General features: G+C 43.6%; 11 protein-coding genes and 1 tRNA gene. 5 read left to right on the forward strand and 7 right to left on the reverse strand.

The features are described 5' to 3' along the window. Positions 1 to 74, reverse strand: a tRNA-Pro gene (locus UH38_RS07060). A 129-nt stretch (positions 75 to 203) separates the two neighbouring features. Further along, positions 204 to 965, reverse strand: coding sequence for an AAA family ATPase (locus UH38_RS07065; RefSeq protein ID WP_052672292.1), 762 nt, complete (start codon positions 963 to 965; stop codon positions 204 to 206). A gap of 181 nt (positions 966 to 1,146) precedes the next feature. Between UH38_RS07065 and lipA the strand changes: the two genes are divergently transcribed. Both lipA and UH38_RS07075 read left to right on the forward strand, forming a co-directional pair. Beyond that, on the forward strand, positions 1,147 to 2,028 hold the full coding sequence (gene lipA, locus UH38_RS07070) for a lipoyl synthase (RefSeq protein ID WP_045053930.1): 882 nt from the start codon (positions 1,147 to 1,149) through the stop codon (positions 2,026 to 2,028). A 2-nt stretch (positions 2,029 to 2,030) separates the two neighbouring features. Continuing rightward, complete coding sequence (locus tag UH38_RS07075) at positions 2,031 to 2,957, forward strand: NAD(P)H-dependent glycerol-3-phosphate dehydrogenase (protein WP_045053931.1); 927 nt, start codon at positions 2,031 to 2,033, stop codon at positions 2,955 to 2,957. An 8-nt stretch (positions 2,958 to 2,965) separates the two neighbouring features. Here the strand turns inward: UH38_RS07075 and recR are convergent, their stop codons facing one another. The 3 genes from recR to UH38_RS07090 form a co-directional block, all read right to left on the reverse strand. Then, the gene (recR, locus tag UH38_RS07080) at positions 2,966 to 3,577 is read right to left on the reverse strand and encodes a recombination mediator RecR (RefSeq protein WP_045053975.1); all 612 of its coding nucleotides are present in this window, start codon (positions 3,575 to 3,577) and stop codon (positions 2,966 to 2,968) included. A gap of 189 nt (positions 3,578 to 3,766) precedes the next feature. Beyond that, positions 3,767 to 4,849 carry a photosystem II q(b) protein gene (psbA, locus tag UH38_RS07085; RefSeq protein WP_045053932.1) on the reverse strand — a complete coding sequence of 361 codons (1,083 nt, stop codon included), beginning with the start codon at positions 4,847 to 4,849 and terminating at the stop codon, positions 3,767 to 3,769. A gap of 211 nt (positions 4,850 to 5,060) precedes the next feature. Then, positions 5,061 to 5,411 (reverse strand): histidine triad nucleotide-binding protein, encoded by a 351-nt coding sequence (locus UH38_RS07090; RefSeq protein WP_045053933.1) that lies wholly within the window; start codon positions 5,409 to 5,411, stop codon positions 5,061 to 5,063. A 67-nt stretch (positions 5,412 to 5,478) separates the two neighbouring features. On the opposite strand from UH38_RS07090, the gene UH38_RS07095 reads away from it, so the two are divergent. Together UH38_RS07095 and UH38_RS07100 are read left to right on the forward strand one after the other, a co-directional pair. Further along, on the forward strand, positions 5,479 to 7,002 hold the full coding sequence (locus tag UH38_RS07095) for a YifB family Mg chelatase-like AAA ATPase (RefSeq protein ID WP_045053934.1): 1,524 nt from the start codon (positions 5,479 to 5,481) through the stop codon (positions 7,000 to 7,002). A gap of 103 nt (positions 7,003 to 7,105) precedes the next feature. Beyond that, positions 7,106 to 7,633 carry a hypothetical protein gene (locus UH38_RS07100; RefSeq protein ID WP_144405638.1) on the forward strand — a complete coding sequence of 176 codons (528 nt, stop codon included), beginning with the start codon at positions 7,106 to 7,108 and terminating at the stop codon, positions 7,631 to 7,633. Positions 7,634 to 7,831: 198 nt separating this feature from the next. Here the strand turns inward: UH38_RS07100 and UH38_RS07105 are convergent, their stop codons facing one another. Further along, positions 7,832 to 11,188: a DEAD/DEAH box helicase family protein gene (locus tag UH38_RS07105; protein WP_045053936.1), complete on the reverse strand. Its 3,357-nt coding sequence runs from the start codon at positions 11,186 to 11,188 to the stop codon at positions 7,832 to 7,834. Between the two features lie 102 nt (positions 11,189 to 11,290). Here UH38_RS07105 and UH38_RS07110 point away from each other — a divergent pair, with 102 nt between their 5' ends. Next, on the forward strand, positions 11,291 to 11,908 hold the full coding sequence (locus UH38_RS07110; RefSeq protein WP_045053976.1) for a Uma2 family endonuclease: 618 nt from the start codon (positions 11,291 to 11,293) through the stop codon (positions 11,906 to 11,908). 143 nt (positions 11,909 to 12,051) lie between these two features. Here UH38_RS07110 and UH38_RS07115 read toward each other — a convergent pair whose 3' ends face one another. Beyond that, positions 12,052 to 12,468 (reverse strand): endonuclease domain-containing protein, encoded by a 417-nt coding sequence (locus tag UH38_RS07115; protein WP_045053937.1) that lies wholly within the window; start codon positions 12,466 to 12,468, stop codon positions 12,052 to 12,054. Positions 12,469 to 12,546: the final 78 nt, after the last annotated feature.

Here is a 12,546-nt window from a genome sequence, read left to right on the forward strand (position 1 = left end):
TCGGGATGACTGGATTCGAACCAGCGGCCCCTTCGTCCCGAACGAAGTGCGCTACCAAGCTGCGCTACATCCCGCTATTAGGCAAATTTTATTCTAGCACTTAGTTTACAGAATCTTGTGAAAAAATTTAGCACGCGGTTAATCTTCTAGTTCAAAAGGCTTTGCCTCAGTTGGAAACAAAGCCTTTTGGGGATTTACGATCGCTAAGATTCGATCGCTTTACCTACTTTAGCTAACCGCTTGCCCAATCTCTGTACGGGTCCTTTAATTCCTCTTGGTGCTTCAGAGGCGGCTTCTGTTGTTTGTTCGCCTAGTTGCGTTAACAATTTAGCTATATCTGCACCCTTACTTTTGCTAGACTTAAGCGCCTGCTTCAATTGCTTGAGATTGTCGGCGATTTCGCTAGCGCCTTTGTCTTCAGACTTATGCAGAATCTTGTACCAATCATCTATAGCAGCGATCGCACTCTCTACCTCGATTGATTCTAAATCTTCATCTAGAGTGTCTACTAGCGTGTTAATCTGCTCGATATGTTCTTGGTCTTCAGCTTTGCAAAGAGTGTTTCCAGCTTTGGTTAGTTGCTTGCCTAGTTTCTGAAGTGATGTCTTTAGCTCCTTATTATCAGAGCTTAATTCTATAGTTTGGTCGCCAACCTGAATCATTGCTTCCCCAAGATCGTGTCCTGAAGCTTTACCGCCTTTGAGTAACTGTTTGAGTTCTTTCAAACTGGTAGTAAGTTCCTTAACATCAGGATCTTTAGTTTTTTGCAAAATTCCGTGCCATTGGTCGATTGATTCTAAAGCAGCATTAGCGTCAATAGAACTGAGATCGCCTTGCAACAGTTGAAGTAGTGAATCTAGTTCCTGACTGGGATCTGCTTTAGTATTGCCATTATCAGCCTTTGCTGTAGAGCTTTCCTTTTTAGTGCTATTTTGCTTTCCCTGAGAGTCTGTTTTACCAGCCATAAAACCTTAATTCCTTTTGAGGCACTTGATCTATAACAATCAGCTTAGAAAGCTGAGTTTTCGATCTCCTCATCCTTAAGTTATGGTCTTGGCGCTGCATCTAGTTAGATATTCAGCCCAAAGCGATCGCTCATTGCCTGTTAAGATCGAAGCTAAATAACTTCAACGATTAGAGCTAATTGTGACTGTCAAGCCAGAGTGGTTGCGGGTAAAAGCGCCCCAGTGGGAGCGTGTTGGTAATGTTAAAGAAATTCTCCGAGATTTGAGCCTCAATACTGTATGTGAAGAGGCTTCTTGTCCCAATATTGGCGAGTGCTTTAATGCAGGTACGGCTACATTTCTAATTATGGGACCTGCTTGTACTAGAGCTTGTCCTTATTGCGATATCGATTTTGAGAAAAAGCCTAAGCCTTTAGATCCTACTGAACCAGATAGGCTAGCGCAAGCAGTCAAGCGACTAAAGCTAAATCATGTAGTTATCACCTCTGTAAATAGAGACGATTTACCAGATGGCGGTGCAAGTCAATTTGCCTGCTGCATCCAAGCGATTCGCGCTATTTCCCCGCAGACAACTATTGAGGTATTAATTCCAGACTTGTGCGGTAATTGGGAAGCTTTAGAAATCATCTTGCAAGCACAGCCGGAAGTGCTAAACCACAATACAGAAACTATCCCCCGCCTTTACCGTCGCACTCGCCCTCAAGGCGATTATCAGCGCACTTTGGAATTGCTTGGGCGATCGCGCAATCTTGCTCCTTGGGTCTATACTAAGTCTGGCTTAATGGTAGGCTTGGGCGAAACTGATGCGGAAATTCGTCAAGTAATGGAGGATTTACGCTCTGTTGACTGCGATATCTTAACGTTGGGACAATACCTGCAACCGAGTCAAAAACATTTGCAAGTACAAAACTTTGTCACTCCAGAACAATTTGATGCTTGGCGACAATTTGGCGAATCTATAGGGTTTTTGCAAGTAGTCTCTTCGCCTCTAACTCGTAGTTCTTACCATGCAGAACAAGTTAGGGAATTGATGCAACGTTATCCCCGCAGCAAAAATAGCTAACTGTGCGCGAAATAACTATAACTATTCTCGGTGCTGGTGCTTGGGGAACTGCCCTAGCCCAGCTAGCAAGGGCAAACGGGCATAATGTGTGCTTATGGTCGCGTCATGGCGAATTAAGCTTAAAGGACGCTCTAGAGGGCGCACAGATAGTTTTATCTGCTATTTCTATGCAAGGAGTAACGCAGGTAGCTACAGCTATTGCTTCCATACCCATATCCGCAGATACAATTTTTGTTACAGCAACTAAAGGACTAGACGCAGCTACCACCCTGACACCCGCTCAAATTTGGCAAGCTACATTTCCCCAGCATCCTATTGTTGTGCTGTGCGGTCCTAATTTATCTAAAGAAATTCACCAAAATTTACCAGCAGCTACAGTTGTTGCTAGTATCGATGCTGAAGCAGCCGAAGCAGTACAAGCAGCATTTACTTCTCAGCGCTTTCGAGTTTATACAAATTCCGATCCTCTGGGTGTCGAACTAGGTGGGACAATCAAAAATGTAATTGCGATCGCATCTGGTGCTTGTGATGGTTTGCAATTAGGAACTAATGCTAAAGCTGCCTTAGTCACTCGTGGTTTGACAGAGATAATTCGCATCGGTAATAGTTGGGGTGCTAAAACCGAAACTTTCTACGGTTTGTCTGGATTAGGTGACTTATTAGCAACTTGCAACAGCCCTTTGAGCCGCAACTATCAAGTAGGCTACCAATTAGCTCAAGGTAAAACTCTAGCAGAAACTCTTGCCCATTTGGAAGGAACGGCAGAGGGAGTAAATACAGCTGAAGTTTTGATGCAGAGAGCAGAAACCCAAAAAATTTCTATGCCCATTACCACTCAAGTATATCGCGCCCTGCAAGGTGAAATAACACCCAGGCAAGCTCTTGAAGAACTAATGCTCCGAGATACTAAGCCTGAGTACAATAACTAAAATCGTCATCAATCCAAGTCTCGGCGACCTTCTAAAGCTCTTGCTAAAGTTACTTCATCAGCGTATTCCAAATCGCCACCTACTGGTAAACCAAAAGCAATTCTCGTTACTCGTGTAAATGGTTTGAGTAACTGACCTACATACAAGGTCGTTGTCTCCCCTTCTACACTAGGACTAATCGCCATAATGATTTCTTTGGGCTGCTGCTGGCTAACTCTACGCACGAGCGAACTAACTGTAAGCTGTTCGGGACCAATACCCTCCATCGGTGAAAGTACGCCGCCTAATACGTGATATTTGCCGTTATATTCTCTAGTTTTTTCTAAGGCAATTACATCGCGAGAATCAGCAACCACGCAAATTGTATTATTATCGCGGTTCTGATTGCGGCAAATTTCACAAACTGGTTCGGCTGATAGGTGAAAGCAAACTGTACATAAACCAACTTGTTGTTTGGCTTCAATTAATGCTTGCGCTAACGCTTGTACTTCAGATTCCGAGCGCTTGAGAATGTGTAAGGCTAGGCGTTGAGCAGTTTTGGGACCTACTCCTGGGAGGCGTTGTAATTGCTCGATTAAACGAGCTAAAGGGCGTGCGTAAACCGTTGTCTTATCTCCAATGCGATCGCTTTCTCTATGATGACATTTATTAAGGGAGCGATCGCAGTAGGGTGTGTTTTCAAAACGCACCCTTGGATTAAGAACGCAGATGCACGCAGATAAACGCAGATGTAGAGCAGGATGATTGCACAAACAAAAAACGCCCCCCGAATGGGAGGCGCTTTGATGTTAGCTATCAGTAGTTAAGAATTAACCGTTGATTGCAGGTGCAGTCAGTGCTACAGGTGCAGCTTCACCAGCAGCTAAGTCTAGAGGGAAGTTGTGAGCGTTGCGCTCGTGCATTACTTCCATACCTAGGTTAGCGCGGTTGAGTACGTCTGCCCATGTGCCGATGACCCGACCCTGGGAGTCAATTACTGACTGGTTGAAGTTGAAGCCGTTGAGGTTGAATGCCATTGTGCTGATGCCCAATGCTGTGAACCAGATGCCTACTACTGGCCATGCTGCCAAGAAGAAGTGCAGTGCGCGGCTGTTGTTGAATGATGCGTATTGGAAGATCAAGCGTCCAAAGTATCCGTGTGCGGCGACGATGTTGTATGTTTCTTCTTCTTGTCCGAATTTGTAGCCGTAGTTTTGGCTTTCTGTTTCGGTTGTTTCACGTACCAAGCTCGATGTTACTAAGCTTCCGTGCATGGCGCTGAATAAGCTACCGCCGAATACACCTGCTACACCTAGCTGGTGGAATGGGTGCATCAAGATGTTGTGCTCTGCTTGGAATACCAACATGAAGTTGAATGTTCCAGAGATACCTAAAGGCATACCGTCAGAGAAAGAACCTTGACCAATTGGGTAGATCAAGAATACTGCTGTTGCTGCTGCTACTGGTGCAGAGTATGCTACTGCAATCCAGGGGCGCATTCCTAGGCGGTATGATAGTTCCCACTCTCTTCCCATGTAGCAGAATACGCCAATGAGGAAGTGGAAGATTACCAATTGGTAAGGACCGCCGTTGTACAACCATTCGTCTAGGCTGGCTGCTTCCCAAATTGGGTAGAAGTGCAAGCCAATTGCGTTTGATGATGGTACTACTGCACCTGTGATGATGTTGTTTCCGTAGATTAATGAACCTGCTACTGGTTCGCGGATGCCATCAATGTCTACTGGAGGTGCGGCGATGAAGGCGATGATGAAGCAGGTTGTCGCTGCGAGTAATGTGGGGATCATCAATACTCCGAACCAGCCTACGTATAGGCGATTTTCGGTTGATGTTACCCACGCGCAGAACCGCTCCCATACGTTGGCGCTTTCGCGTCTCTGTAATGTTGTTGTCATGTGTTTATGAGTGCTTTATGTTTTGGATAATGTAGGGAGTTGTTTGCTCCTTGTTTAATACATTAAAGCTTTTGTTGAGAATTGTAAACAATTTAGCGTTAAGATTTGTTTATAGCTGCGATTAGTTTACCTGATGGAAAATGCGATCGCATCAGGAAAAGGCAAAGCTAAGGGGTAAAGTAATTCATTCCTCCTCTGCCTTACCTGCTTCTCAACCTGGGGGCCAAGTCATTTGTCTGCCGCCAAGTAGGTGTAAGTGAATGTGGTTAACTGTTTGACCGCCATCATCGTCAGTATTGATTACAACGCGATAGCCGTTATTAAGACCAGCTTGGAGGGCAACTCGCCTTGCTGTTAGCAGCAGGTGTCCCATGAGATTGATGTCTTCGGCTTGAGCTTGGACTAGAGATTTAATTGGTTTTTTGGGAATGATAAGGATGTGGACGGGCGCTTGAGGGTGAATATCTTTAAAAGCGATCGCTAAATCGTCCTCATAAACAATATCTGCGGGGATTTCGCGACGAATAATTTTATTAAAAATCGTCTCTGTAGATTCACTCATATTGTTTGGTGGATATGTCTGCTAGAGATTTTATAGGGTTTTACTATTCTTTGTATAAATTTAACCAATGTTAGCTAGAATTTGGAGCGCGTCAATCGTTGGTATTGATGCTTTAAAAGTAGGTGTAGAAGTCGATGTATCTGGTGGTTTACCTGGAATTGTCTTAGTTGGGCTACCTGACACTGCTGTGCAAGAATCTAGAGAAAGGGTAAAGGCAGCTATGAAAAATGCTGGATATGCCTTTCCCATGAGAAAAATCGTAATTAACCTTACACCTGCTGACCTACGAAAAGAAGGTCCTAGTTTTGACTTGCCAATTAGTGTAGGGATAATGGCAGCTTCCGAACAAGTAAGCGCTCAACTACTGGGAGATCATTTATTCTTGGGGGAAGTCTCTTTAGATGGTACGCTGCGCCCTGTTGCTGGTATATTGCCTGTGGCGGCGGCGGCTCAAAGTTTGGGTATCAGTAGTTTAGTAGTACCTTTTGATAATGCTCAAGAAGCAGCAGTAGTTAAGGGACTTAATGTTTACGGTTTTAAGTATTTATCAGAAGTAGCTAATTTTCTCAATCAACCAGAACGCTATCAGCCTGTCAAATTAGAGGAGAAAGTATTTACACCAAAATCTAGCAGTGCAGATTTGCAAGATGTTAAAGGACAAACTCACGCCCGTAGGGCATTAGAAATTGCCGCAGCAGGAGGTCATAATCTCATTTTTGTCGGTCCGCCTGGTAGCGGGAAAACAATGTTAGCGCGGCGCTTACCTGGGATTTTGCCGCCTTTGAGTTTTGACGAGTCGCTAGAAGTGACACAAATCCACTCTGTAGCCGGATTATTAAAGAATAAAGGATTATTGGTACGCGATCGCCCGTTTCGCAGTCCACACCACTCGGCTTCTGGTCCTGCATTAGTTGGTGGCGGTAGTTTTCCGCGTCCTGGTGAAATATCACTAGCTCATCGCGGCATACTTTTTCTTGACGAATTAACGGAATTTAAGCGCGATGTCTTGGAATTTTTACGCCAGCCTTTGGAAGATGGTTATGTAACTGTATCGCGTACTCGCCAATCTGTTGTATTTCCCGCTCAGTTTACCTTAATTGCCAGTACAAATCCTTGTCCTTGCGGTTATTTTGGCGATTCGATTCAAGCTTGTAGTTGTTCGCCAAGACAAAGAGAGCAATATTGGGCAAAGCTTTCAGGACCGTTGATGGATAGAATTGATTTACAAGTTGCAGTTAATCGGTTGAAGCCAGAAGAGATTACACGACAGGCTAATGGGGAAGGATCGGAAGTTGTCCGCCTGCGAGTCAAAGAAGCACGCGATCGCGCTTACAATCGCTTTAAAGCAGATACTAATATACGTTGCAATGCAGCAATGCAAACTAAACATTTGCAGCAGTGGTGTCAGTTAGAAGATGCTAGTCGCAATTTATTGGAAGTAGCGATTCGTAAACTAGGGCTTTCGGCAAGAGCAAGCGATCGCATACTTAAAGTAGCGCGGACTATTGCGGATTTGGCGGGTGAAGATAAGTTGCTAACAAATCATGTTGCTGAAGCAATCCAATACCGCACTATAGATAGAATGCAGTAGCCCGATGGCAAAGGAAAACTAACAAGTTAGATTGTGAGGATTGTGTTGAATGCATTTATATTTTCGAGTCTATAGAGGTACTTGCAGCATAAACTTTATTATTTTGTCATTAATACCTCTATTTTTAGCAACTTCAGTTAAAGCAACAAATTTAATACTTTACCCAATTACTTTAAATCAACCACAATCGCTAATATTAACCCAAGGTAAATGGCAACAGTTTTCTTCATCAGCAGGTAAGTTTACTGTTTCTTTGCCTGGTAAACCGATAGAAGATTTAGAAACAGATGATGATGGTTCAGTAGCTAACAATTTTACTGTAGTTGATGGTGAAACTGTTTATTTAGTTACTTATTCAGATTTAGTGAAAGAAGTCAATCGAGTAGCGACTGAAGAAATTTTTGATGCTGTAGGTGAAGGTTATACAGCAGATGGAGATAAGTTAGTCAATCAGCGTGAAGTTAAACTAGATGAATATCCTGGAAGAGTTGTTGAGTTAAATACTACTGATGGTATGGTTGGAAAAGCTACTATTTATTTAGTAGGAAATCGCTTATATCAATTAATAGTTATTTCTCCTAATAAAGAGATAGGAGAACAGTTTTTTGAATCGTTTCGTATTAGTGATTAGAGGCATGATAGAGTATGGGTGGTTAGAAACCACGTCTACACAAATAAAGTAAGGGCGGTTAGAAACTGCGTCTACACAAACAAAGTCCGCCTGCGCGGACTAAGAAAGTAATACATATATTATCTTGTAGGTTGCTATCTGCGTTTATCTGCGTGCATCTGCGTTCGTAAAAAATAATTTTACTTGAGTAATTGTAATTTATTGCGCTAGTTTAAATGTTTCGCCAACAGTTTCATTAAAAGAACGAACGATCGCAATGATTTGTTCGGCATCGTTGCTATTAAATAAACCATCTAAACCTGCAAGATGTAAATCTGTAAAGGGAGCTTCGTATAGCAATCCTGGTTCCATTACACCGTTTTGCGTTAGGTAGTCGATAATGGTTTCGATAAAGCGGATTTGATTGGCGCTGAAATTACCGCCTTCTAAATACCGAGCAAAAGCAAGTTTAGTAGCGTTGCGATCTAGTCCAACAAGTTTGCGGATAAATAGCTTGAGGCTAATATCTTTACCATATACTTGCTCGAAGCGATCGCGACTTTCAATTTGCGCTGCACTAAATAGCATATTTTCTAAAGACTCTAAATCGCTCGGTGTTAAAGGATTGTTGCGCTTGAGTTTGGCGATCGTAATGTGGTCTTGATTGTCCAGAATGTAAGCTGTAACTTTCTTGCGGTACTGTTCGTGACTGAAGCCTGTTTGATATGTTGGGACGCTACTATCTTTGACGCTGATAGGTTTTTCTACAAAATTGGTATAAACAATTGACTGCTGCTGGCTATCAATAAACTTAACTATAGTTCTTAGTTGCATTCTTAGCGATTCAACTGCCTCAAAAGTAACGTCACTCCACCAACTTTCGGCTTGCACTTCAGCAATTAGCGGAAGTTGGGCTTTAACCATTGGGATATTTTGCTTCTCTTCTAACCTGCTTAAAAGATTGCACAGGCGATCGCGCAATCCTGCAAAATCGCTACTTTGCCTAGCTATAGATAGTTGCAGCTTGAGACAGAGTAAGTCAAATTCTTTTGCTAGGCGATCTTCAGTTGGGAGGTTGTTGGGGAGTGGTGCTAGAGATGTAGAGACGGATTCTATATCTTCTTGACTGAGTTGTTCCCAGCGTTCTCGACGGGAAAATTCTTCTACTTTTTGCAGGTGAGGGCGCACTAAAAAGTTATCGCGCTCCATTGTCGCTACGTGCTGGTGGAGTTCTGCAAGTATAGTAGAGCGCAATTGGACTGGCAATACTTGAGTTAGTTCTAAACGGGCTTTGACTAGGCGCGTAGTTAAAGTTTCGGTAAGTTGGGGGCTAGCTGCGGGAATTTGTTGGCTGAAAAAGTCGAAGTTACCACATAAATCGAAGACTAAAAACTCTTGCTTGTCTTCGCCGATACCATATATATTAGGGCAAAGGCGAGTTCCCCGCCCGATCGCTTGGTTGAATTTGACGCGGGAATAAATAGGTTTGAAAAAGACTAAATTTAATACTTCTGGTACGTCAACGCCTGTATCGAGCATATCTACGGAGACAGCAATTGTCGGCTGTTTGGCGGCTACAGAAAAATCATCTAAAAGGTTTTGAGCATAAGAGTTGTGACTGTCGATAACTTGAGCAAACTTACCTTGAAATTGCGGGTAATTGGCATCAAAGCGGCGGACGATAAATTCAGCGTGGTTGTGATTGCGGGCGAAGATAATTGTTTTACCTAAGCGATCGCCGCCATCGACTTTTAAGCCGCGCTGCATCAACAATTCTAAGGCTCGATCTACAGTATCGATATTAAATAGCCATTGATTTAAAGCTTGGGCATTAACTTGGGCGGGAATTGCACCATCTTCATCTGCAAACTTAAGCTCGTATTCTTCTTGTTCTGCTGGCGAAAGTTCGGCATATTTAACGCCTTGACGTAATAACTTAAAGGAAGCATCTACGCCTTTGGGTGGTACTAAGTAACCATCTTTAACAGCATCATCTAATTCGTAGGCAAAAGAAGGTACTCCTGGTTCTAAGTTAAACAAGCGGTAAGTATCGCGGTGTACTTCAGTGCGGGGGGTTGCTGTTAAGCCGACAAGGAGCGCGTCGAAGTAGGTGAAAAGGGCGCTATATTTTTGATAAATTGAACGGTGTGCCTCATCAACAATTACTAAGTCAAAGTGTCCTGGACTAAAAAAGCGTTGCTCGTCAATGCGGTTGATGCAGTTGAGCATTGTCGGATAGGTAGAAAGGACGACGTTGGCACTTTCAAAGGCTTTATCTTTAGTTAGGTCTATAGGAGTAACGTTGGGAAGATGGGTTTTAAAGGCACGTAGCGCTTGAGTTAATAGGGCATTGCGATCTGCTAAAAATAGAACGCGCTTAACCCAGTTGGCTTTCATTAATAGATCGACTAGAGCGATCGCCGTGCGCGTTTTTCCGGTTCCCGTCGCCATGACTAATAAGGCTTTACGTCCTTTGTGGGCAAAGGTTTCAGTGATGCGGCGGATGGCTTCAATTTGGTAGCTGCGTCCGGCTATTTTGGGGTTAACTTGGAGTAAATGTAGTTGTTTGCTATGAGTGCGGCGGAAGATGAGGCGTTCTAGTTCGTCTTTTTTGAGAAAGCCTTGAATTTGGCGGGGTGGATAGTTGCAGTCATCCCAAATCCAATGTTCGTAGCCGTTGGTATAGAAAATAATCGGGCGTTGATTGAAGCGTTGTTCGAGACAACCGGCATAAAGTTTGGCTTGATGTTTGCCTTGAGTAGAGCTAATTGTCGTGCGTTTGGCTTCTATGAGGGCGAGGGGTTTGCCGTCACTACCCCAAAGTACGTAATCTACTTTGCCTTTACCTGTTTCGTTAGGCATTCCTTGAACTTCGTATTCTGTCCATCCAGTTTGAGCAATATTCCATCCGGCTTCTTTGAGCAATACGTCAATTAAATAGCGGCGGGTATCGGCTTCGTTATAGTTGTGGGTATCGGGAACTGTAGAGTTTTGCTGCTTGAGATTATCTATTTGGGCTTTGAGCAGTGCTAATTCGCGATCGCTTTGTTGTTGTCTTTCTTCTGCAATGCGGCGCATTTCATCGGCTTGAGAAAGCTGGGTTTCTAGTGTTTGGATTTGCGCTATAGAGATGTTTTGGCTGGTAGCTTGGGGGATGAGTTGGCGATCGAAGTTGAGGGCGGGGGTATTTTTGCCGTCGGGGGCGTAGTAGCGATATAGCCAGTAAAGAAAGTGAAATAGTTCTTGGATCAGGTGGAGGGAATCTTTGGCGGCGATATTAGTAGATTCGTGAACGGCAATATTGCCGATTTTGTGGATGGCGCGAATTTTGGGGAAAAGCCCTGGTTTGAGGTTGTCTTGAAAAGATTGTTCGTGGATTAGGGCAGCGAGGTTGGTATCGTAGGGAAGTTGGAGATATGGATCGTTGGCATAAAGCCAGTGGACTGCTTGTTCTAGGGTGAAGCGGGTATAGAAGCAGCTAGCGCGAGGGGCGCTAAAGACTAAGCTTTCAGCGCGGTTTGCGTGTTCAAATAGTTGAAGGTAGTGGGTATGGAGGAAGTCGAAGTTCGATGCCATCTAAACGTCTACCAAAGGTTTCTCGTTATAGTATGCCCAGCAGTTTGAGTATTTTAACTTTAGTAGAATGATTATGTGGCGATCGCTTTGGTTGGCTATATTATGACTCAAGCTTTACCAAATTTAATAGATTTAGATGAGTTTTTAGATTGGTATCCAGATGGCTACGGGCGTTTTGAATTGCATGATGGGGTAATTGTTGAGATGCAGCCAACGGGAACTCACGAACAAGTAGGGGGGTTTTTGGGTTTGAAGTTAGGCGTGCAAATTGACCAGAAAAATCTACCTTGTTTTATACCCAGGCAGTGTATAGTCAAGCCTGTTAATGCGGCGAAGTCTGGTTATAACCCTGATGTAATTGTGTTGGATTGGGATGCGATCGCAAACGAGCCTTTATGGAATAAGCGATCTACTATTACTCGCGGTGAAACAGTACGCTTGGTAATTGAGGTTGTCAGTACAAATTGGCAAGATGATTATTTGATCAAGTTGGCGGAATATGAAAAGCTAGGGATTCCTGAATATTGGATTGTTGACTATTTGGGGTTAGGAGGTAGGCGATATATTGGCAATCCTAAGCAGCCAACTATTTCTGTATATCAATTGGTTGACGGGGAATATCAGGTTAGTCAGTTTACAGGTAATGATGTGGTAGTTTCTGCGGCGTTTCCAGATTTGAATTTGACGGCGGAACAGATTTTTAGAGGCGGAAGAAAGTAGGGGATTGTCGTGCGAATTGTCCGCCTTTATAAAGATGCTGTGTGTAGCCGAGCATATGAATCCCCTCTTCACTCCCCTTAGAAAGGGGAGACTTGGACTGGCACTTTTCAAGTGCTACGCGATCGCCTACTAAAATTTGCCTACTACATCTCAAAGTCCCCCTTGAAAGGGGGATTTAGGGGGATCATGCCCTCCAGTTGCAGACAAACGCTATCAAAATCATGCAGCACCTCGTCATTAGTAAACCGAACTACCCGCAAGCCATAGCCTTCTAAAATCCTTGTCCTTTCAAGATCGTAGGCTTGTGCTTCCTCGGTAAAATGATAAGCGCCATCAACTTCGATCGCCAACTTCAAGCTAGCACAGTAAAAATCAACAATAAAGCGATCGATAGGTCTTTGTCGTAATACTCGCGGTTTAAAAGTTCGCAGATATAGCCACATTTTCTTTTCAGCAGCAGTTGGATTTTTGCGAAAAGATTTTGCTCTTTCTACCGAGATAGGGTTGTAAGGTAGGCAGTATTTTGATGTAACGAATTTTCGAGGGTGTGAAGTTGACATATTTTGCTTCTCTATGGTATTTAAGTCCCCCACATCTCCTCAAATAAGGGGACGTTTAGCCACAGTGCATCGCATTTC

The organism is Aliterella atlantica CENA595, from assembly GCF_000952155.1.
GTDB lineage: Bacteria > Cyanobacteriota > Cyanobacteriia > Cyanobacteriales > Chroococcidiopsidaceae > Aliterella > Aliterella atlantica.